Raw genomic sequence first — 22,526 nt, 5'->3', positions numbered from 1 at the left:
TAGATGCTCTATCCCATTGAATTGACGTTTGAAAACGCCCGGGAATTCAAGAAGCAATCGGTCTATTTTGCCGATCCTCAAGGTTTTGAAAACATTTCTGAAATCGCCAACCATTATAAGGATAACGTCCTGATTGGCGGTTTGAATGGTACGGGAAAATCTACCATTGCTGCTGTTTTTGTTTGCATTCTCAACGCTGATGTTAATGAAGCGGATCCAGTTGATCTAATCTCTTCAAGTCAAGCGTACTCTGACGAGAACCCTTGGCTCTTCAAAGGACGCTTGATATTTTATAATGACGGGTCACTTGAAGATAATAAGATGTTTATCGAGATTAACGCTCGCTTCGAGGGAATCACAGAACATGAAAAGCCCAGAATACGCTCTAAATATTTTACGATCAAAGAATCAGATTCGATTGAAGAATTAAAAACTGCCCGCGAGTATGTGTATAGTAATAAAAATGATAAGTACGGTAAATTGGACGAGTATAGGAAACAAATCGAGGCTTTGGGCATATCTCCGGACAAATATCTTTTGTATTGGAAACAAGGGGAGACCAGTAAATTTACCCAGATTAAAGATGTTGAGCGCTTCAACCAATTCGCACGTATGATGGGTATTGAAGAAAGCATTATGAACCTTGATCGAATGATTCAGCAACAAGCCGAGAAAGAGAAGGATGTTGAAATCGTTTCTAATAACTGTTTACAATTGGAACTCGATCTCAGGAATAAAGAAATTGACAAGAAGGAGAAGGAACGGCGTGATGAGGAACTCATGGCTGGCTCCGCTGATTTTGTCGATAAATTAAATGCGCTCATTGACTACCATACGAAAACTACCGAAGTGCTCAAAGGTAAGGTTTCGGTAAATGAGCACGCCTTAAATGAACAGAATGTCCGGGAAGCTCAAGTCGAAGAAGAATTGAATGCTATTCTGAAGCAAAAGGCAACAATTCAGACAGATTCTGACCAATGTATGTCTCAAATACAGAAAGTCAATGAACAAATGGTGAGCGTAAGCCAATCAGTATCGAATCTTGAACATGAAATTGACGAAGGCAAGAGTAAGTACCATCAAATTAAAGAATTTCTCGATATCCTTAAGCAAAAGGAACTTGGCGTTGAAGAATTGCAAAGATTGATCGAAAAACTGCAATCGGACTTAATAACGACTAAACTAGTGATTGAACAAAATGAATTAGAGTCAACCAATAAGGAAAAGGCCAAGAGAGAATTTGAAGAAAAAATCGCAGCTTTAGAGTCGGAGAAAGAGGAACTCGAAGGAAAAATCGCTCGCGCTCAATCCATCCTTGAAGAAAACCCGGACGTAGCTACTCTTCAGGAATGGATTGAAGGTATTGTGCTGGACATTGAAGATAAAAGAGAAGCACTTTCAAATAAGGAGAACGATAGATTAAGAATTGAAAAGGAACTAACCTTAATTGCTATGGCACTTGATTTTCATAAAAAGACATTGGCAAAGGATACTGAAAATTTACAAAAGGAAATCACTCAGGAAGAAACCCAGATTAAGCAATGCCACGACGATCTCCAGAAGTTAGACCGGGACAAGATTATCTTGGAAAATGAATTATCTAAGGAATCTGCTGAACAATTGAGTGCTACTATCTCATCCCTTACCAATGAAAATGAGAATCTTAATGTTAAGGAAAAGGGTTATAAAGAAATTATTGAGCAGAATGGTCCAGCGGTGGTCGGTCTATATCACAGTATTAAGAAAACGGGCGAAGAATTAGCAAAGCAAATACGAGAAATCGAAGACGGGCTTCAACAAGCAAAAACTCAGATAGATATGACCAAGCAGTCGATGGACGATCTTTATACCGAGCAAAAAAACACTCAAGCAAAGTTAGAAAAATACCCTCTAAGTTCAGAGGAATATGCGCAAAAGATCAAAGAATCTCGGAAAATAGAAAATGATTTAAATTTGGAAACGGAACGGGTAACTCAACAAATAGTTGAGTTAAAAGATCAACTTGTGAAAATTGACCAAGGAATATTTGACTCTTCTCAACGGGAGTCGATGGCTAAGCAGGGTTTTAAAACATATGCTTTTCAAGATGTTTTCGAATTTAAGGATAGTGAACTTAATCAAGAGAAAGAGAAGAATTTATCCCTCTTAAAATATACTATCCTGGTTGATGCAGACGAAAAAGATTTGTTCCCTTTTTCCGGGCACTATCATGTTCCATTGAATGAGTATGCACCGGACAATTCTATAGAGCCTTTACCGTTTGGCCTTTCGTTCAAAAACAATATTAATCCCACCAATGCCAAGAAAGCAGTTTCATGGCTGCGACAAATCAGCGGTTACCTCAGAGAAAACGGACTTATTAAAGATAACATTGGAATAAGAGGGTATGATCCTGATAATGTAAGCTATTTTCTCAGTGCTGCTGCCATAGAATATACCAAGGCTATTTTGCGGGCAAAAATCACTACGAAAGAAGCAAGAATCATTGAATTAAGTACTCATTCTTCTGAACAACAAGAAATTACATCAACGTTTGAAGCCCAAAAGAACGATATCGATAATTTACTTTCCAAACTAAGCGAGTTAACAGAAAAAGCTGCTCAATTAGGAAAAAATCTTGAAGAGTATCGTAAGAACGAAGAGAGTCTTCAAGCGGAGGAAGCGAAATGCCGCGGGTTTCAGGAAACAATCAATTCAGTTAAAGATGTATTTAAAGAAGCGTATGATCAACAAACTTCAACCCTGTCATTTGAATTAAATGAGATCCTTACAAGAATGACAGAGTTAAAAGAGCAGATTGAGTTGTTTGAAAGTAGCAAAAAACTGCAGATAGAGACAAAGAGTAAGCTTGAAGCTAACACTGCTCAGATAGCAAAACTAGAATCAAAATTAGCTGAGTACAAGGTAAATCAAGAAAAGCTGGAGAAAGTCAATTCAGATATTCAAGTTTGGCTTGCATTGTTGGCGCAGGAAAAAGACAAGCTCGAATCTCTCAAGCAGAGCTATGTGCAAAAGGATAAGCTTTTAAGAACCATTGAACAATGGATTAATGAATTTGACAGATACTTTTCCCGGCAAACTTTTTATCTCAATATCGAGAATTCTTTAGTGGAAAATGATGGTGTTTTATCTCTGGAGGAAATTCAGGCGAAGTCTGAAAATCTATATCTTTATGAGCAGCAGCTTAACACAATTTTGACTGATAGTGGTAACCTAACTAAGGAAATTGAAAACCTCAGACTTGAAAAATCGCGGCGTGAAGAGCAACGCGTTAAAGTTGTAGACGCCCAAAAAGTAGTTGATCGTATGCCTGAAAAGAAGCAGCTAGTAGAGTCCATTACAGAGCTGCGCAATCAGACCAATAACTGTTCAATAGATATTAGAGTCTTGGAAAAGAAGATAAATGAGTTAAAGGAAAATCAGGAGAAATCTCAAAAGAGTTTGGAACAATACCAGGAGTATTTTAACAAGCACCAGGAAATCGATTTTGAATTTTTAAATCAATACGAGCTTGCACTTGAAAAATTAAAGGTGGAACGGGAGAAACATCGTAAGCTACTGCAAGAATTCCATAATCTGGCCACTAAGCAAGAAGAGTATCGTCAACAGCTTGAACAAATCCAACTCAAAATTGCCCCGGTTGAAAAGGAATTAAAAGATATCGACGGTGTTATTCAAAAACTAAATGAGGATAATAATCTTTTAACGAAGCAATTAGAGGAGCTTAAAAAAGACGTTACCCCGACACTAGATGAAGAATACGATTACCGGCGCCTTAGTGAAGATAACTTTTCGCAGATTACGTTGGGAGATTGTTTGCCGATTTTTCGTCTTCTATATAATGGCAAGTTTTCCGAAGCTGTCCAACAAGAGTATATGCCAGGCTTCGATGAGTTTATGGAATTACTCAACCTTGAAAGTCAGGAAATTATTGAAGAACAAAAATATACTCAGGGCCGTCTGGTTATTAATCACTCATTAAAGCAATTACGCACCCTGACGATGAGGCCAATTAAAGAGTCCGCAGTGAAAGACTATGAAATTCTAAAACTAGAGTTTGAGAAGAATATGCGTGACAAACGACGACTTGAGGAGGAACTTGCCTCTTTCAGAGGCATCGTTGAGTCCGATTATAGAACGGTTGAAGGTATCATTACCAGTTCTATCCGGGCAATTTCTGAAAGACTGAATGAAGTTTTCGTTCCTATGAACTACACGGTTCAACTCGAATATCGCAATAAAGAAGAGGGCGGTGGCCATCGCCGGCTAGTTATGTGGTTTAAAAAGACCCATGAACAACAGATGAGGGTGGTGACCGAGCGTGGTGGTTTATCTGGCGGTGAACATGCAATTGTATCGCTTATGATGATGTATTCTATTCTTAGCATTAAAGAAGAAAAGAAAATGGAAGGTAAGAGCGGTGGATATTTACTGCTTGATGAATGGGATGCCAATCTGGACCCCTTAAAAGCTCAAACTGTATTTCAGGTTTTGAAAAAACTCGGGAAGAAAATTATTAGTATTACGCCAAGGAGTAGTTCGCGTAATTATCTCAGTGAGTTTGGCCTGCTCTTACGGGTAATCAATACACCTAGTCGACATGGCATCGTAGTACTTAAAGAACGTAACGAAGAAGCACTTAATGAATTCTTTGCTGAACTTGAAGCACAAGAGAAAAAGCGGATAAAGTTTTAGCTTAGATATTGGACCAGCTGTAGCTTCCATTACATTTTCGGCAATGATATATCATTTGCCGAAAATGTAATTAACAACTGTAGTTAAAATAGAGCTGTCCGCCAAGGTCCCACCAGCTTCACACGGCATCTTTTTTGTATCCTCAAGGCATGTGGAAATTTGTGTTATGCTGTCAAAAATATGAGTGGGAATCTGTATAACAGCTATATCTAAATCCTGGCCGATTTTAAAAACAAAGTTTCTATGTATGGCGAAAAAATACTATATATCCTAAAATAATAGTACATCCGAATTACATCAACAACGTATTACGAGGTAGCTGTACGGTTAATTTGGATGTAATTTTAATAGGGTAACAGAATTTTGCTGAGTCTATTCAGATCTTTAAGCTAAAGATAAAAATAAAGTGTATGAGGAAAATAAGATGATAACCAAAGAACGATACCGGATATATGTTGTTGAAGATGACGGGATGTTGGCCGATGAGATCTGCCGGCTGCTGATGAAATGGGGGTACGAAGTCCAGATAGCGGAAATGTTTGATAACATCCTGGATGAGTTTCTGACCGTACAGCCGCATGTTGTATTAATGGATGTCAATATCCCAAGCTTTGACGGCTTTTATTGGTGTAAGAAAATCAGGGACATTTCCGCTGTTCCGATCATTTATATTTCCTCCAGGGACAGCAGTATGGACGTTATAATGGGAATGAATAACGGCGGTGACGACTACCTGACCAAGCCGTTTGACAATGCCGTCTTAGTGGCGAAACTCCAGGCAGTCATCCGCAGAACCTATGAGTATAGTTTCCAGGAATCCCATGTTCTTTGCTGCCGCAGACTGACTGTTAATCTGGAGGAAGCGACGGCGGTCTATGATAATAAAAAATGTGAGTTGACTAGAAATGAACTGAAGATTCTAAGACTCCTTATGGAAAACCAAGGGAAAATAGTCACCCGGAAAGCCTTGATGAGGAGTTTATGGGATGATGAAATCTATGTGAATGAAAATACCCTGACCGTTAATGTCAATCGTGTCAGGCTTAAGCTGGAGGAACTGGGACTTCAGTCATTTATCACGACCAAAAAAGGAATGGGGTATGTGATTCTATGAAGACGATAGCTTATATCAAGGGACAGTGGGAATGGATAGCCAGTCAGGCGGGTATTATTATCCTGGTCAATTTGATTTTATTGACAAGCACTCCCCTGGCGAAAACTCTGGGGGAGATTTTTTATCTGGATTTACTTATGATTTTCGTAGCCGCTGCGGGGTATACCTTTCATTATCGGCGGCTGAATAAAGCCTATACGAAAATCAGGCAAACAATGGCCGGGGGCCTGGACATCGACTGGCTTTTCCGTGGCCCTTCAGCCTCAGCAGGAAAAAGTGTCCCGGGAATCAGTCTGATGAAAGAACTGCTGGAATATAAAAACAACGGCTTCAGCCGAAAAGAAAACGATTACCGGCAAAGGATGAACGATTTAAAAGATTATCTGACCCAGACCGTCCATGACTTGAAAGTGAACCTTTCCGTCAGTGAAATGGTTGTAAACCGGTTGGAAAATGAAACGGATATTGCCAACAAATTGTTATTTCAGATCGAACAGATGAAATTCCGGATTAATCAAGCCTTATCGATCACCCGAGCCAATCATTACAGCGAGGATATCATATCGGAAAATGTTGACCTGGAACAGGTTGTTAAAGAAGCTATCGGCGATAACGCCGAATTTTTTATCGCGAAGAGTATCAATATTCAGAGCAATATCAGGCCGTATCATTTTATCAGCGATAAAAAGTGGATCCATTATATCGTTTCGCAAATCCTCAATAACAGCACCAAGTACACGGAGAAAAACGGTGAAATGACAATCAGCGGTCAGGAAGATGAATGGGGTTACCATCTGCGTCTGAAAGATAACGGCATCGGTATTCCGAAAGAGGAACTCGGCCGTGTCTTTGACAAAGGATTTACCGGCAGCAACGGCCGAAACAGTACCAAGTCCACCGGAATGGGCATGTACTACGCAAAAAAAATGGCCGATACCCTGGGAATAGGGCTGAACATACAGAGTGAGCAAGGGGTGTATACCGAATTTGTTTTATCTTTTTATAAGCTGTCTGATTACATGCAGCGCCAGCGACTCTAAAATGACAAAAAAGTCACATTTGACTTCCGAAATGTCATCAAAACCGATGGAACTGGAGCAGAAGGAATACTAGAATAAAAGCATCGATTACGTCCATTAATGTATCGGTTCTGTTCATAACAGGATGGGTAGATGACAAGGGGGAAGGTTCATGGTTTCGATGATTAAAGTAAATAATCTGACCAAACTTTACGGTCAGCGCGGCGTTGTCTGCCGGGCGTTGCATGAGGTCAGTTTGGAGATAGGCGCCGGGGAGTTTGTCGCCGTCATGGGACCGTCCGGTTCCGGGAAAACGACCTTACTGAATATAATTTCCACCATCGACAAGTCGACTGAAGGAACGGTCATAATCGACGGCAGGGAAACTGGGGCTTTCAAGGAAAGGGAACTGGCCCTGTTCCGCAGGGATGTCATCGGTTTTGTCTTTCAGGAATTCAATTTGTTGGATAATATGACAATCCGGGATAATATTGCTTTGCCCCTCACGCTGAATAATATTAAAGCAGAAGAAATCTTACGTAAAGTCCAGGAGTTGACGGTGTTATTCGGCATCGATAACCAGTTGGACAAATATCCCTACCAGCTTTCGGGCGGGCAAAAACAAAGAGCGGCAGTCTGCCGAGCTCTGGTCAATGAACCCAAAATACTGTTTGCCGACGAGCCTACCGGCGCGCTGGATTCTAAATCAGCTTCCGAACTTTTAGCTTGTTTCCAAAACGTCAAAAACCAATACGGGACAACGGTGGTAATGGTCACGCATGATGCGTCCGCCGCCAGTTACTGTGACCGGGTAATGTTTTTAAAAGACGGGATGATCAGCGGTAAGTTGGAAACAAACGGCAACGCCGAAGAGTTCTTCAAAAAGATTCTAAATATGGTGGCCTTGTTAGGGGGTGAAAGGAATGAACGCCTTTAAAATCTCCTGGCTGCTCTTTAAGAATAACCTGAAACTCTACCAGTTTTATCTTATGGTCCTTATCCTGACGACGGCCATTTATTATAATTTTCTGGCGGTCAACTTTAACCCTTACTTAGAGGTTCTCAATGAGCAGTACGTCTTTGCGAAAGTAGCCAGTTCCTTGGGCAGTATCATCCTATTTCTGACTGTATTTTCTTTTATGTTCCATGCCAATAATTTCTTTTACAAGCTGCGTTACAAAGAAATCGGAACATATATGTTGATGGGCATTCCCGGCAGTAAAATCGGAACGGTCTTTGCCCTGGAAAGTATCCTGCTCGGGGGAACAGCCGTTATCATTGGCCTGCCTCTCGGCCTGCTGTTTTCCAAGCTTTTTTTTATGCTACTGAGCAAAGCGATGATTCTGGACACTCAGATTCCATTTTATATCCCGCTCAAGGCGATCGGCACGCTGCTCTTAATCCTGGCCTTTATTATTCTTTTGATGGGCATAAAGAATTACCGGATGGTTCGAAGAAGCAAGCTGATCGAAATCCTGAACGCGGCCAAAAAAGAACAAAGACTGCCTAAGATAAGATGGATTGGCGGCATCGCAGGTGTGGTCTGCATTGCCGCGGCCTATTATCTGGCTTTGAATATTCTTGATTTACCGTTTAATTTACCAATTGATTTTTTCCAGACTAGTATTTTAATCCTGATCCTGATCTGCTGCGGCACCTATTTTTTCTTCGGCAGCTTTTTGGCGATTGTCCTTAACGCGCTGATTCAAAAGAAAAAAGTTATTTATAAAAAATCAAGACTTATAAGCTTTAGCAATACGTTATTCCGGCTGGGCACGCATTACCGGAGCCTGTCCATGACAGCGATTTTATGTGCCGCAACTTTGGCTGCCCTCAGCGGAAGCCTGGCCCTAAAGTATTTTGCCGACACCAATACGGCAGTCGAAGCGCCTTACAGCATTACTTATTACGATCAGGACGAGGTTACGAACCAAAAGATCAGAGCGCTGATTCAAGCATCGCCGCATCAGATTCTGGCCGAGCATGAGTCCCATTTTCTGACTGGTAATGTTTCCTATAATAATGGCAAAGGCGAGCGTACTGAAACATGTTTAATTACCAGTTTTTCCGAAGTAAAAAAATCTTTGATGATCATCTGGCCTGAGAATTATCAGCAAATCTTAAAAGAAATTGAACTTGATGATAATGAAACTGTAAGTATCTTGCATTCCAATCTGGTTTTTTCGGGTGTCAGTTATATCGGACAGGACTTTGTTATTCAGGGTAGGGACTATAACTTGAAAAAAGTGATGAAAATTCCGTTTATCGGTGAACTGGAGGGTATAGGCCATAATGATACCTATATCGTCACGGATAACCAATACAATGAATTAAAAGAAGACGGTAAAGAGATGACGATGTACGGGATCAATATTACCGATCCGGAGGACAGCATGTCCTTGGTAAAAAAAATCGCCGGGGTGATAAAAAACCCCAGTGATAATCTCAACAGCTATGCCGGTCAATATCAATATAAGTACTATCTGATCGGGGCCTTTTATTTTATGGGCTTGGTGATGGCCGTTGTTTTTATGATTTCTACTTTCAGTACCATGTATTTCAAGATTTTGAGCGACGCCATCCTGGACCGGGAACAATATAAGATCCTGATGAAGATCGGAGTGACGGAACAGGAAATAGCCAAAAGTATTTATACCCAAGTAGGTATTGCCTTTATTCTGCCGGTTTTATTGGGAATCCTGCATGGAACTATGGCCATTAAAGCCTTGGAATCGTGTATCCATTATCAATTTACCGGCAGTATCTTGACAGGAGTTGGTGTTTTGATCCTGGCCATGACAGGTTTCTATCTTTTTATATGCAAGAAATATCGTGATATGGTGGTAAAGAGGTGGGAGAATTATGAATCATTCTAATTGTGGAAAGAACTGCCGGTTGGCAAGCGTCCCTTTTGTTCTTGTCTTTCTACTGATATTTACGCTTATGATTTCGCTGACGGGCTGCGGCAGTGTCCCTTCAACCAAGCCTTACCTGGCCAAAGACAGGGAAACCCGTTGGGTGAACGATATCACCTATCTGGAAAAAACGCTGCCGAAAGTCCATAAGAATTTGTATTTTCACCTTTCCGAGCAAGAGTTCCACCAGCAGCTGGAAGAGCTGAAGAAAAAGGTTCCCGCTTATTCGGACGAACAGATCGAGATCGCCTTAAGCGTTATTCTGGCCGGTATCGGTGATACCCATACCGGATCAAGTATCGGTTCGGAATACCGGTACCCGCTGGAGCTTCATTGGTTTGCCGAAGGTATCTATATTACGGGTTCAAGCAAAGAATATCAGGAATTGCTGAATGCCAGAATCATCACCCTGAACGGCCAAAAAATCGAAGAAGCGGCCAATACGCTCAGGCCCTTACTAGCGGGGGCCAATGAAAGCTGGTTTAAAACTCAAATCGTCTATTATCTGCCAATGCCGGGTGTTCTCAAATATTATGGCTTAAGCAAGGCAGATGAGATCGAACTGGGTGTGGAACTGAAAAACGGCCAAAGGCAAACGGTCAAACTGAAACCGGTTAGTTATAAAGACTATATGGCCGCCGAACAGCCGGAAGTATCTGTTCCGCTATACCGGAGCCATCCAGACGAAAATTATTGGTATGAATATTTAAAGGACGAGAAAGTCATTTATTTGAATTATAGCAGGTGCGGCCAAATGAGAGAAAAGCCGTTTGAAATCTTTGACAAGGAATTCTGGAATTTTGTTCAAAGCCATGAAGTGAACAAGCTTGTTATTGATATCAGGGAAAACCGCGGCGGTATCTCGACTATTCTGGACCCTTTGATCAGAGAAGTGAAAAACAGCAGCTTTAACAAGCATGGCAAGCTTTATGTGATCATCGGTAAAGACACTTTCTCTTCTGCTATTCTGAATGCGATCAGTTTAAAGAAAGATACGAAGGCCTATCTTGTAGGAGAAGCGACCGGCGGTGAGCCGAACCACTACGGAGAGGTAAAACAATTCAAACTGCCGAACAGTGAAAAACCGGTTCGTTATTCGACGAAGTATTTCCATTGGTTGGATCAGGATGTCAACACGCTGGAGCCGGATAAGGTGATAGAAGAGACTTTTGCCGCTTACCTGGAAGGGACTGATCCGGTGCTGGAGTGGATAGTGAAGCAGAATTGAGTGCTTCAAGTGCTCGCACGCTATCATTGGAATAATTTTCTATAGTTGAGAACTAATATTATCAGGCATTGGCATTGCTACGATTATTATAGGAATAAGGCAAAATAAATGAATCAGAATGGTTTATTATGAAAAAACATGTCGAAATTGGCTATCGAATTGCTTACGCGTCCGGAGAATTTGCCCATCTGGCCGATATCATTTTATATCACCATGAATGGTGGAACGGCCAAGGCTATCCCCAGGGACTTAAAGAAGATGAGATTCCTCTTTTGTCGCGTATCATATCCATTTTAGACGCCTTTGATGTCATGACCCACCAGCAGCCTTATAAACCCGCCAAGACTATAAACGAAGCTCTACATGAACTTTGTCTCAAAGCAGGAACCCAGTTTGATCCTACTTTAGTTCCGATCTTTATTAAGATGATGACCAATAAAAGCCTCAGCTTTGGTAATCTGTGGTGCAAGAGGGATTGAGGCTTTCTCAAAATTATGATATTATAAATACATAAATATTGAGAAGGGTGAGGGATATGCCAAATATACGTCCCATTTCTGATTTGCGCAATAATGCAAACGAGATTTCCGAATTCTGCCATAAAGAACGCGAGCCTGTTTTCATAACAAAGAACGGCGTAGGTGACATGGTGGTGATGAGCATAGAAACCTATGAGCGACAACAGGCTTTAATTGAACTCTATAGCAAGTTGGCTGAAGCTGAGGCTGAGATTGCAAACGGTGCAGAGGGAAAGGACTTTTTTGAAGTGGCAAAAAAGTTCAGGGCTTATGTTCATGGAAAAGTATGAACTGAAGATATTTCCCTTGGCTGAGCAAGATCTAAAGGATATTACTGATTATCTAAATGAGCTTTCACCGCAGGCTGCTCTTAAAATCTATGATGAAATTGTTGATAGCATCGCTTCTCTTGAGCAAATGCCAATGTGTTGTCCCCTTGCTAAAAATACTGTGCTTCGAGCAAAACAATACCGTATGCTGGTGGTGCATAATTATGTAGTGTTCTACGTTGTAAGTGGTAAAACAGTGCAAATACGGCGAATACTATATAGGCGAAGGCAATATGAATTTTTGCTATGAAAATTACAAAACCAAACCCGACGAGACAGTTACCCTGCCAGGCAGGCGACGGAAAGACCATTCAGGCGGACCTGTATGACAAATACGGTTTTCTCCGCGCCGGGTATTTGCTCCCAGCTTGAAGCAGAGCAATCTGCCGTACAGCATGAAGAAGTAGATTATGGACCAATTAGCCGAGTCAGCTCGCCGGTATATGTCAAAGACAGCCGGTGCATTGCTCGAGTGCAGGCAATGTAAAGCAGGCTGCGGTCGTATACGCTGGAGTAGGTTTCGTTATTGGCCGCAGGTATGATGACCTTAAAATTGGCAAAAGAACTGATTAACAATACAGGCAAGCACAGCTTATATCTGATGGACGAGCCTACGACCGGATTGCATCCAATGGATGTTGACAATTTTCTTACACTTTTGAACCGCGTTGCAGATTCCGGAAACACTGTAATTGTAGTGGAACACAATCAGCAGGTTATAAAAGCCGCCGATTGGATTGTCGACCTTGGCCCAGAGGGCGGTAAAAATGGTGGACAAGTTGTATTTACAGGGACGCCATTGGAGATGTTGAAAAATGGAGAAACAATTACGGCAGATTGTTTACGAAAATCCTTATAGATCCTTGCGTAATGGTGCTATCGGCAGTTGAGCATTTCTCTGCCTCGCACAGCGACTACGGCATTTTCTATTCTGCAGCAAAGAAACAGTTTTTCGACCTTATTTTAACATTTGTGCTATAATTATATTAACTTCTGATTTTTCATAAATGAGTAATGAACAACAGTAACGACTGGCAGACGTTTTTAAAAGCAGTGCCCATACGACGGGAGGATTTTGCTACAGATTTTCCCCATACGCCCCAATATAGAAAACAGGTGTTTTTAGATGTTTATCGCTGATTTTCATATACATTCAAAATACTCAAGAGCCACCAGTAAGAATTGTGTACCTGAGATGCTCGAATTTTGGGCGCGGCGCAAAGGAATTGACGTTATCGGCACAGGCGATTTCACGCATCCGGCCTGGCGTGAGGAATTAAAAGAAAAGCTGGTCCCTACTGGCGAAGGCCTTTATATTCTCAAGGATGATTTCCGCCAAAAGGATCTGGTGGCGGGAGGAAGCCTCAAGCCTCAATTTATTGTCACTGGCGAAATCAGTTCCATATACAAAAAGAACGGCAGAGTAAGAAAAGTCCACAACCTGATCCTTTTACCCAGCCTGGAACATGCTGAGTTGGTATCGCACAGGCTTGAGGCCATAGGCAATTTGAACTCTGACGGTCGGCCCATATTGGGCCTGGACAGCAGGGACTTGCTGGAGATCGTACTTGATATGTGCGCGGAGGCTATATTGATACCTGCTCACATATGGACCCCGCATTTCTCACTGTACGGCGCTTATTCCGGATTCGATCACATTCAAGAGTGCTTTGAAGATTTAACCGGCTATATTTATGCCCTCGAAACAGGCCTTTCCTCAGATCCTCCCATGAATTGGCGCCTTTCCGCCTTGGATGGCTTTACGCTGGTTTCCAACTCGGATGCCCATTCCCCCGCCAACCTAGGAAGAGAAGCCAATATTTTTGATACCGCGCTTTCTTATCAAAGTATCTTGCAGGCATTAAACAACCGCAGTACAAAAGAGTTTTTCGGTACCATAGAGTTTTTTCCGGAAGAAGGAAAATACCACTATGACGGGCATAGAAACTGCAAGGTGTGCTGGAAGCCTGCGGAGACAATATCTGCGCAAGGTATATGCCCGGTCTGCGGCGGTCGAATTACAGTGGGCGTGCTTCACCGGGTTGAAGCCATGGCCGACCGGGAAGAAGGGTTTGTAGCACCGGCGGCCAAGCATTTTGAAAGCCTGATTCCTCTTCAGGAGATCATCGCTTCCTCGATCGGTTGTACGGTCACCAGCAAAAAGGTGAAGGAAACATACGAGAATTTAATCCGGAGCATCGGACCGGAGTTGTTTATACTCCGCCAGGCAACGCTGCCCGATATTGAACTGGTAGCCGGCTCCTGGATCGCTGAGGGTATCCGCAGGCTGAGGTGCGGCAAGATCGACATACAACCCGGTTTTGACGGAGAATACGGTAAAATTACAGTCATGGACAAAAGCGAAATCGAGCGGCTTTCCGGTCAGCTATACATTTTCAACGATCAAAGCGATGCACTGCCAAGTCCATCAATATCCAAAACGATTGCGGCTGAAAAGGCTTCGGCCCGGCAAGAAACCGTGTTGCTGCCGGTTCTAGAGGATGCTGTTTCGTTCAGGGGCCGCGAGGATACAAAGACCGCGGTTCCCGTGGAAACGTCTTATGAATTGAACAAAGAGCAGTGGGAAGCCGTTTCCTCCCCCAGCCCAGCCATTGCTGTCATGGCCGGCCCTGGAACGGGCAAAACCAAAACACTGGTATACCGTATTATCTACCTGGTTGAAAAATGTGGTGTCCATCCCGACCAGATCACTGCCGTTACCTTTACCAATAAGGCCGCCCAGGAGATGCGTGTCCGGTTGGAGAGGCACTTCGGGGAAAAACGGACAACGGCCGCCATGACCATAGGGACCTTTCACTCCATAAGCCTGCAAATTTTGTCCCAATGGAAGGGCAAAAATAACATGACGATTATTGATGAGGAGGATGTCCTGGCCATCATCGGGGAAATCGTCAAGGATATGAAATTGGAGCTTTCCCCTCGAGATGTCATGAAAGGGATATCGCTGGTTAAAAACGGTATATCCCCGGTGGGAGATAAAAAAAAGGGAGGCCCCCTCAGCGACGGTGTGCCCCCGGTCCTGGTCTACGATGCATACTGCGCGCAACTTAAGGGTTACGGGGTAATGGACTATGACGATATCCTCCTGGAGGTCCTTTACCAGTTTGAAGGTGGAAGCACAGAGGATACCGCAGGCAGGAACGTGTCAAACCCTTTCTCCCACCTGCTTGTGGATGAGTTTCAGGACGTCAACGAGATTCAATACCGCTTGATTAAAGCATGGAGCAGGAAAAGCGAGAGTATTTTTATTATCGGCGACCCGGACCAGTCGATTTATGGTTTCCGGGGTTCGGATCTGCGCTATTTTGCAAGGTTTAAAGATGATTTTCCAGGACTCCAGCAGGTCCGGCTGACGCAGAATTACCGCTCCACGCCCGAGATCATCGCTTGCGCCCAAGCGCTAATCTCCCGGAAAAATGCCGGGGAGCGCGGGGTTTTCTTGGAGGCCGGCAGGGCAAGGGGCAGCAGAGTACGTCTGATAGATGCCAGGGATGAGTTTTCTGAAGCCCTGTTTGTGGCCAAGGAAATAAACCGGATGGTCGGCGGTATCGATATGCTGGATACCCAGGCGCTATCGGCATCCCGTTCCAAAAGAATCGGAGCCAAACATCCCCGAGGCTTTTCCGATATAGCCTTATTATACCGCACCAATCACCAGGCGCGAATTTTGGAGCAATGTCTTTTAAAAGAGGGGATTCCATATGTGGTGGCCGGGCGGGAGGAGTTCCTGACAGATAAGCCGGTGCGCCATGCCCTTGCTTTTTTCAAATTTCTGCTCAACCCCGGGGATACGGTTTCCCTGTTGCGATATCTGAAAGCAGAAGAGAGCTATTCGGCAGACCTGAACAAAAAAATTTTTGAAAGTTATACGGCCGGGAATAAAAGCCTGGCATCTCTGGCAAGAATCATGGAAGAGATTCGACTGCCCCTGGAACAACCGGACCAACCCGGGAATTTCCTGGAGATGCTGAGAAAGTATGCACCAATCATTCGGAAGGAAAAGCCGAAGCAAATCATAGATTCCTGGATTGACGACCATAACCTGTCCGATAGCCATTCCATGGCATTGCTTTCCCATACCGCTGTTATGTATACCCAAATGCCTTCCTTGATGCAAAACCTGATTTTGGGCCGGGAAAGTGATGTAGTCCGCAGCGGCGGCAAAGTCTATTCGCCGGATGCGGTTTCCTTAATGACCATCCACGCCGCTAAAGGCCTGGAATTTCCCGTCGTGTTCATCTGCGGAGTCACCGATGGAAGGATTCCTTTAAGGAACAGCCGCCTTCAATGCAATATGGATGAGGAGAGACGGCTGTTTTATGTCGGGATGACCAGGGCCCGGGATGAACTTATCCTGCTGACCTACCGTACCCCATCCCTTTTTATTGCCGACCTATCCGAAAAGCACCTGATAAGAGAGCATGCTTTTACGCCCAAGCAAACGCCTCAATACCAGCAAGCCGCTCTTTTTGAATAACCCGTCTAAAACCGACACATGGGTTTGCGAACCTGTCCGTTTCTAATAAATTTCGCCTTTCAAATATATTTTTGTCTTTTTTTCGCCGCTTGACACATTCGGCTCCCTCAACAATCATCTGTCTTGCGGCGATGATAGCGGGGCTTGCTGTGTCAATGAATCAATAGAATACAGCGTTATCCTCACATCGTCAGCTTGAGGGCTGGCGATTTTTATATTTATCCGACGGAAGTGTATTGCGAAGCATTGAAACAGCACATGAAAACTTCTACCAACAATATCCAATGGACAAAAGTGCGGTTACCCCGGTATGATAAGAACAAATGTTCTATTTGAGGGGTATAGTAATGAAAGTAAAAGTCACAGGGTTCGTACATTTGCATGTTCATACGGAATACAGTCTTCTGGAGGCCACTTGCCGTCTGGAAGAGTTAATCCAAAAGGCAAAGTCTTTCGGTATGAATTCCCTGGCCATCACAGATAAGGGCAGAATTGACGGAGCCATTCGCTTTTATGAATTGGCCCGGAAATATGGCCTTCATCCTGTTATTGGCTGTGAAATAAAGGTTAATGACGCGGGAGAATCGCTCATTCTGTTAGCTGCTACGAACAGTGGGTATGCCCGGATCGTTAAATGGTTGAACAATGGTTTTTCCCCACCGCCGCCTTTTCCCGGGGATGTGATTGCCTTGAGCGGGGGAAGAAACGGAAGCATCTATCGTTTACTGGCCAGGGGAGAGATGGATCTGGCGGAAGAGCAGGCTCGTGAATATGCAAAGTGTTTCGGGGAGGGAAACTTCTATCTTGAGGCGCAGGATCACGGTTTGGCTGATGAGCGTATGATCATGGAGCGGACTGTCAAACTTTCTCAGAAAACAGAGATTCCCCTGGTGGCTACCCATGATGCGCATTACCTTGTTTCCGAAGACGCCTCTCTGCTTCAAATGCTGCAAAATAACCCCCAGACTCAACAAACAGCGGCAAGGCCCTTTTATTTTCCCTCCCCCCAGGAAATGGAGGAAAAATTTTGTGGCCTTCCGGCGGCTTTAGCCAATACGGGCATTATTGCCCGGCGCTGCCAGGTAAGATTGGACCCTGGATGTTACAGGCTGCCCCAATTTCCAGTGCCGGAAAGTTGGAACGAGGAAGCCTATCTAAAACATCTTTGCCTGGAAGGTTTGCACAGACGTTTTGCTTTGCAGGCCTTAAGTGACGGGGAGCAGCAGAAAGTTATGGAGCGGATGGAACAGGAGCTGGCTGTGATTTTTGCTCGCGGCCTGGCCTCTTATTTTCTTATCGTTTGGGATATGGTGAAATTTGCCCGGCAAAGCAAAATACCAGTTGGTCCGGGGCGAGGTTCGGCGGCAGGAAGTCTAGTGGTATATTTATTAGGCGTCACGGAGGTCAATCCCCTTGTGCATGAATTGTCTTTTGAACGTTTTTTAAGCCCGGATCGGGCTGATTTACCGGACATTGACCTGGATGTCTGTCAGGTGAGGCGCCCGGAAATACTGCAGTACATCAAGGACAAGTACGGAGCCGGCCGGGTTGTTCATATCGGTGTGTTAAACACCTTCGGTACGCGGGGGGCGATTCGGGAAGCGGGAAAATACTTGAAGCTGCCGGAGGAACACATTGATCTTCTGGCCAAGCTTCTTCCTCCCTTTACCGGCCAGGGTGGAATCCGGCATTGCCTGGAAAAGCTGCCTGAACTGCGGAAATTACCGGTCAGGCAGGAACCGTATCAATCCCTGTTTCACTATGCCCAACGTATGGAAGGATTACCCCGCAATCACTCTGCCCATCCCTCGGGAATTCTCATCGGGCATGAAGAGTTAGCCGGCGTCATCCCCCTGCAGCATAGACCCAATGGAGCCCTGATGACCTCCTTTAACAAGGAGGACATTCAAGCCCTCGGCTTATTGAAAATAGACTTGCTGGGCTTGCGCAATCTCAGTGTGATTAATGGCGCGTTCCAGACCATTCGGAATCTTACAGGAAGGGAAATAGAGGTTAAAGATATTCCTCTGGATGATCCGGATACCTTCCGTACCATGGAAAAGGGGGATACCCTCGGTTGTTTTCAGTTGGAAAGCATGGGAATCCGGAGCCTGATGCGCAGGCTGAAACCGCAAAACCTGGAGGATCTTACGGCTTTGCTGGCCCTATACCGGCCCGGGGCCTGGCAGGAAGGGATCGTTGAAACTTATTTGCGCCGGCGGCACGGCCAGGAGAAAAGTAGTTTTCTCCTTCCCGAACTGGAAGAGATACTTTCACGGACCTACGGCCTTATTCTTTACCAGGAACAGGTGATGCAAATCGCCCATGTATTGGCCGGCTATTCCATGGGGGAAGCCGATTCCCTGCGGCGTGTGCTTGCTAAAAAATCCGCTGCGGGTTTGGCCCGTCACCGCCAGCGCTTTGTCCGGGGGGCCATGGCACGGGGCCGCTCGCAAGAGGAGGCTGCCGCTGTTTTTGATTTTTTAGCCCGCTTTGCCGGCTACAGTTTCAATAAAGCCCATAGTGTTTCCTATGCTTATATTTCTTACTGGACTGTCTATCTAAAAACCCACTATCCCAAAGAATATATGGCAGCCCTATTAAGTTTGGAAGGAGGATACTACGACAAAAGAGTGTATTTCCGGGAAACTGTGAAAATGGGGATTCCCCTGCTCGTCCCAGATGTGAACGGCAGTGGTTTTGGCTTCCTGCCGGAGAAAGAGGGGATCCGTATAGGAATGGATGCCATCAAAGGATCCGGTCCGGAAGCAGTGGCTTCCCTGTTATGCTCCCGCCAAAAAGACGGTCATTTTACCTCTTTTCAGGAACTGGTTAAAAGGATGAAAGCCTATGGTGTTAAAAGGCCGGTTTTGCAAGGATGGATCGCTGCAGGCGCCTGTGACAGTTTGGGAGACAACAGGCGGCAAATGATTTTCTCGCTAAATTCTTTACAAAACAGTCTTTTTGCCGGTGAATCCCTCGATACAATCGAAGATTTTTCCGCGAGTGAAAAGAGGAGAAAGGAAAAATTGTTGTTGGGATTTTCCCTGGTGCAACCCCCCTCCCATAAGTGGCGGCAATTTTTAAAACGCTATCAAATAGCTCCCATTGATACCTTATGTGAGGGGCAAAAGAATAAGCGGGTTCGAATTTGTGGCGCAATTATACACAGCAGGCGTCACCCCACAGGGAACGGGGAATATGTCCTGTTTCTTGTTCTTCAGGATCATTCCGGGATGGTGGAAGTGAGTTTATATCCCAAGACATACAAGGCCTGCCTGTATGAATTAAATCCACAGGGCATAATAGTAGAAGGAATTCTCCATTCAGAGGACAAGAATTTGCATATTGTCGCTGAAAAAATTAAAGCCATGGGAGGGTAACTATGCTTTTGATCGGTACCGCCGGGTACAGTTATGAGGACTGGCGGGGCATCTTTTACCCTGAAGATATCGACAAGAAAGAAATGCTCAGTTTTTATGCCCGGGAATTTGCTTTCACGGAAGTAAATACAACCTTTTACAGGCTCCCTAACCGCTTTATGCTTTATCACATGCAGGAAAAAACTCCTGACAATTTTCAATTCGTGATTAAAGCCTACCGGGGACTGACCCATAAACGGGAAGACAATGCCCAGCATTTCAGCGATTTTAAAGAAGCTCTAAAACCACTGATTGAAACAGGTAAACTGGGCTGTATCCTGGCCCAGTTTCCTACCAGCTTCCGGGACCGGGATGAGAACACGGACTATTTGAAAGAGTTTAAGGAGCAGCTGGGAGACATCCCTGTTGTCGTTGAATTTCGCCACGAAGAGTGGATTAACGAAAGAACTTTTGAGCTCCTGGAAGAAGAAGGATTAGGTTATGTTTGTGTCGATGAACCCCAGTTTAAAACCTTAGTTCCACCTGTGATCAGGGCCACCGGTTCCATTGGGTATGTGCGTTTCCATGGACGCAATTACAAAAAATGGTGGCGCCATGAGGAAACCCACGAACGCTACGATTATTTATATACAGAAGAGGAATTGCAGGACTGGCTCCCCAGGATTTTAAAACTTCTCCGGCAGACAAAAAAGACTTTTGTCAGTATGAACAATCATTACCGGGCCCAGGCTGTGATCAACGGGCGCATGCTGAAAAAGATGCTGGAGAAGGAGGGAGTTTAAAATGACGGGCAGGACGGTTAGCCTGGAGACCATAACAGATATGGAAACATTGAAAAACCTTTGTTTGCGTATATTTTTGCCGGCGCCGGGGGAAAACATTGTGTTCGGCGAAGGACCGGAACCTGCCCGCCTGGCGCTGATCGGGGAAGCGCCAGGGAAAGAGGAGGCCAAAACAGGTCGTCCCTTTGTAGGGAATGCAGGGAGGCTGCTTAATAAATATTTGGAGGAAGCGGGAATAGCCAGGGAGGATGTTTATATCACCAATGTTTTAAAAGTGAGGCCTCCCGGTAACCGGACACCAGGAAAAGCGGAAATAAAAGAGTCCTTGCCCTTTTTGTTACGGCAAATTGAGTTGATACACCCGGCAGTCATCGTATGTCTGGGAAGCATCGCCGTGCAGGCGATTCTTGAGCCGAAGGCCAAGATCACCCAAATCAGGGGAGAGTGGAGAGAAAAGGATGGTACAAAGGTGATTCCCACCTATCATCCTGCTGCGATTTTTCACGACGAAGAGAAAAAAGAGCTGTTTAAGAAAGATCTCCTCCAGGTGGGAAAGGTGTTAAGAGGCTTGGAATAGGACGGTTTTAGTATTATCATAGTCTGTAAAAGCAGTTGACGGTGTATTTTTCATATGGTATTATTCCATTAAACCTATGAAGAGGGAGTAAAACTGCAAACCAGCTTTATAGAGAGCCGGGGATGATGGAAACCTGGCAGGCATTGGGGCAGACAAATGGGCCTCTGAGGGCGGAGTGAAAGTTTAGTAGCTTACGACGCGCAGCCGGCGTTATTGGTGAGGGGTGTGTTGGCGCCCTGCAAAAGAGGATGCATTGAAATGGAGTTTCAATGCATCAATCAAGGTGGCACCGCAGGTTATTACACCTGTCCTTATTCAGAGGGCAGGTGTTTTTATTTAAAAAATTAAAAAGATAAGGGAGGAGTTTCAATGAAGAGGTTGTTATCAGTGGTCCTAACGATTTGTATGATGGTTACAGCAATGTTGACCATGACGGCGTGTTCAAAGAATCAAAGCAGCAGTACCCCAAAAACAAGTGACGCAAAGAAAAAGATCGGTATCGTCCAGATAGTTGAACACCCGTCACTGAACACAATAAGAGAAAACATAATAAAGGAAATGGCTGACAAAGGTTTTAAGGACGGAGAAAATATTACCATAGATTATCAGAACGCGCAGGGTGATCAGACCAACCTTAAAACCATATGCCAGAAGTTTGCCAACAGCAAATATGATTTGATTATTGCCATCGCGACCCCATCAGCGCAGACCGCAGCAGGTGAAACAAAGGATATACCGGTTCTCTTCTCAGCCTGTACCGATCCAGTCGGCTCAGGCCTGGTAAAAAGCCTGGATAAGCCGGGTGGCAACGTTACAGGTACATCCGATGCCGTATCAGCAGAACAGATCATGAAGCTGGCAAAACGTATTACGCCTAATATCAAAACTGTCGGAGCCTTGTATAATTCAAGTGAAACCAACTCTATCTCAGTAATCAATGAATTAAAAGAATATGCTAAGAATAATGGACTGACTGTTGTGGAAGCGACAGTTACCAATTCATCTGAGGTGCAGCAGGCAACACAATCTCTTGCTGGAAAAGCGGATGCCATATTTTCACCAATTGACAATACTGTTGCATCGGCCATGCCTGTAGTTGCCCAGGTTGCCAATAAGGCTAAGGTACCTGTGTATGTGGGAGCCGACTCAATGGTTAAGGACGGCGGGCTTGCTACCTGTGGCGTAAATTATACGGTGCTTGGCAAAGAGACAGGGGACATGGCCATAGAAATACTGAATGGCAAAAAGCCCGGGGACATGGCGGTTAAAAGAATGAATCAGATGGATATATATTTAAATAAGGATACCGCTCAGGCAATAGGTATAACCATACCCGAAGACGTATTAAAAGAGGCGGCACAGGTTTTTTAAAAAAATAAGCAGCAGAACAAATTGAGCTGATAAGCAGCAATAAAGAATTTACAATCCAAAAGAGGTGTAAATTCTTTATTGCATTTAATAAGGCTAT

15 protein-coding genes and 1 other annotated feature are annotated in these 22,526 nt (G+C 44.3%); all 15 genes read left to right on the top strand.

Annotated features, from left to right (window positions below; all coding sequences use genetic code 11):
* Positions 1-3: 3 nt before the first annotated feature.
* The 15 genes from Psch_RS03455 to Psch_RS03385 all read left to right on the top strand — a co-directional run bounded on the left by Psch_RS03455 (position 4) and on the right by Psch_RS03385 (position 22,429).
* The gene (locus Psch_RS03455) at positions 4-4,695 is read left to right on the top strand and encodes a hypothetical protein (RefSeq protein ID WP_190239132.1); all 4,692 of its coding nucleotides are present in this window, start codon (positions 4-6) and stop codon (positions 4,693-4,695) included.
* 424 nt (positions 4,696-5,119) lie between these two features.
* Entirely contained in the window at positions 5,120-5,809 is a 690-nt protein-coding gene (locus Psch_RS03450) for a response regulator transcription factor (protein WP_190239131.1), read from the top strand.
* Complete coding sequence (locus tag Psch_RS03445) at positions 5,806-6,849, top strand: sensor histidine kinase (protein ID WP_190239130.1); 1,044 nt, start codon at positions 5,806-5,808, stop codon at positions 6,847-6,849. Before Psch_RS03450 ends, Psch_RS03445 begins: the two co-directional genes overlap by 4 nt.
* Before the next feature lie 151 nt (positions 6,850-7,000).
* A complete protein-coding gene (locus tag Psch_RS03440) occupies positions 7,001-7,765 on the top strand; it encodes an ABC transporter ATP-binding protein (RefSeq protein WP_134218349.1) in 765 nt (254 codons plus the stop codon).
* Complete coding sequence (locus tag Psch_RS03435; protein WP_190239129.1) at positions 7,752-9,704, top strand: FtsX-like permease family protein; 1,953 nt, start codon at positions 7,752-7,754, stop codon at positions 9,702-9,704. The genes Psch_RS03440 and Psch_RS03435 overlap by 14 nt, the downstream gene beginning before the upstream one ends.
* On the top strand, positions 9,691-10,971 hold the full coding sequence (locus tag Psch_RS03430; protein WP_190239128.1) for a S41 family peptidase: 1,281 nt from the start codon (positions 9,691-9,693) through the stop codon (positions 10,969-10,971). Before Psch_RS03435 ends, Psch_RS03430 begins: the two co-directional genes overlap by 14 nt.
* Before the next feature lie 104 nt (positions 10,972-11,075).
* A complete protein-coding gene (locus tag Psch_RS03425; protein WP_282432446.1) occupies positions 11,076-11,450 on the top strand; it encodes an HD-GYP domain-containing protein in 375 nt (124 codons plus the stop codon).
* Positions 11,451-11,506: 56 nt separating this feature from the next.
* A complete protein-coding gene (locus tag Psch_RS03420; protein ID WP_134218353.1) occupies positions 11,507-11,779 on the top strand; it encodes a type II toxin-antitoxin system Phd/YefM family antitoxin in 273 nt (90 codons plus the stop codon).
* Positions 11,766-12,068, top strand: a complete 303-nt coding sequence (locus Psch_RS03415) for a type II toxin-antitoxin system RelE/ParE family toxin (RefSeq protein ID WP_190239126.1) — start codon at positions 11,766-11,768, stop codon at positions 12,066-12,068. Before Psch_RS03420 ends, Psch_RS03415 begins: the two co-directional genes overlap by 14 nt.
* Before the next feature lie 276 nt (positions 12,069-12,344).
* Positions 12,345-12,677 (top strand): hypothetical protein, encoded by a 333-nt coding sequence (locus Psch_RS03410; RefSeq protein WP_190239125.1) that lies wholly within the window; start codon positions 12,345-12,347, stop codon positions 12,675-12,677.
* Positions 12,678-13,013: 336 nt separating this feature from the next.
* Entirely contained in the window at positions 13,014-16,316 is a 3,303-nt protein-coding gene (locus Psch_RS03405; protein WP_243123941.1) for a UvrD-helicase domain-containing protein, read from the top strand.
* 347 nt (positions 16,317-16,663) lie between these two features.
* On the top strand, positions 16,664-19,699 hold the full coding sequence (locus tag Psch_RS03400; RefSeq protein ID WP_190239123.1) for a DNA polymerase III subunit alpha: 3,036 nt from the start codon (positions 16,664-16,666) through the stop codon (positions 19,697-19,699).
* A gap of 2 nt (positions 19,700-19,701) precedes the next feature.
* Positions 19,702-20,481 carry a DUF72 domain-containing protein gene (locus tag Psch_RS03395; RefSeq protein ID WP_190239122.1) on the top strand — a complete coding sequence of 260 codons (780 nt, stop codon included), beginning with the start codon at positions 19,702-19,704 and terminating at the stop codon, positions 20,479-20,481.
* Between the two features lies 1 nt (position 20,482).
* Positions 20,483-21,058, top strand: coding sequence for a uracil-DNA glycosylase (locus Psch_RS03390; protein WP_190239121.1), 576 nt, complete (start codon positions 20,483-20,485; stop codon positions 21,056-21,058).
* 67 nt (positions 21,059-21,125) lie between these two features.
* Positions 21,126-21,374, top strand: a binding site (T-box leader).
* Positions 21,375-21,487: 113 nt separating this feature from the next.
* The gene (locus Psch_RS03385; protein ID WP_427910085.1) at positions 21,488-22,429 is read left to right on the top strand and encodes an ABC transporter substrate binding protein; all 942 of its coding nucleotides are present in this window, start codon (positions 21,488-21,490) and stop codon (positions 22,427-22,429) included.
* Positions 22,430-22,526 lie beyond the last annotated feature (97 nt).

The sequence above is a fragment of the Pelotomaculum schinkii genome (assembly GCF_004369205.1).
GTDB classification, from domain to species: Bacteria; Bacillota; Desulfotomaculia; order Desulfotomaculales; family Pelotomaculaceae; genus Pelotomaculum_C; species Pelotomaculum_C schinkii.
The sequence above is the reverse complement of the archived record's forward strand: the minus strand, read 5'-3'. Positions and strand labels throughout refer to the sequence as shown.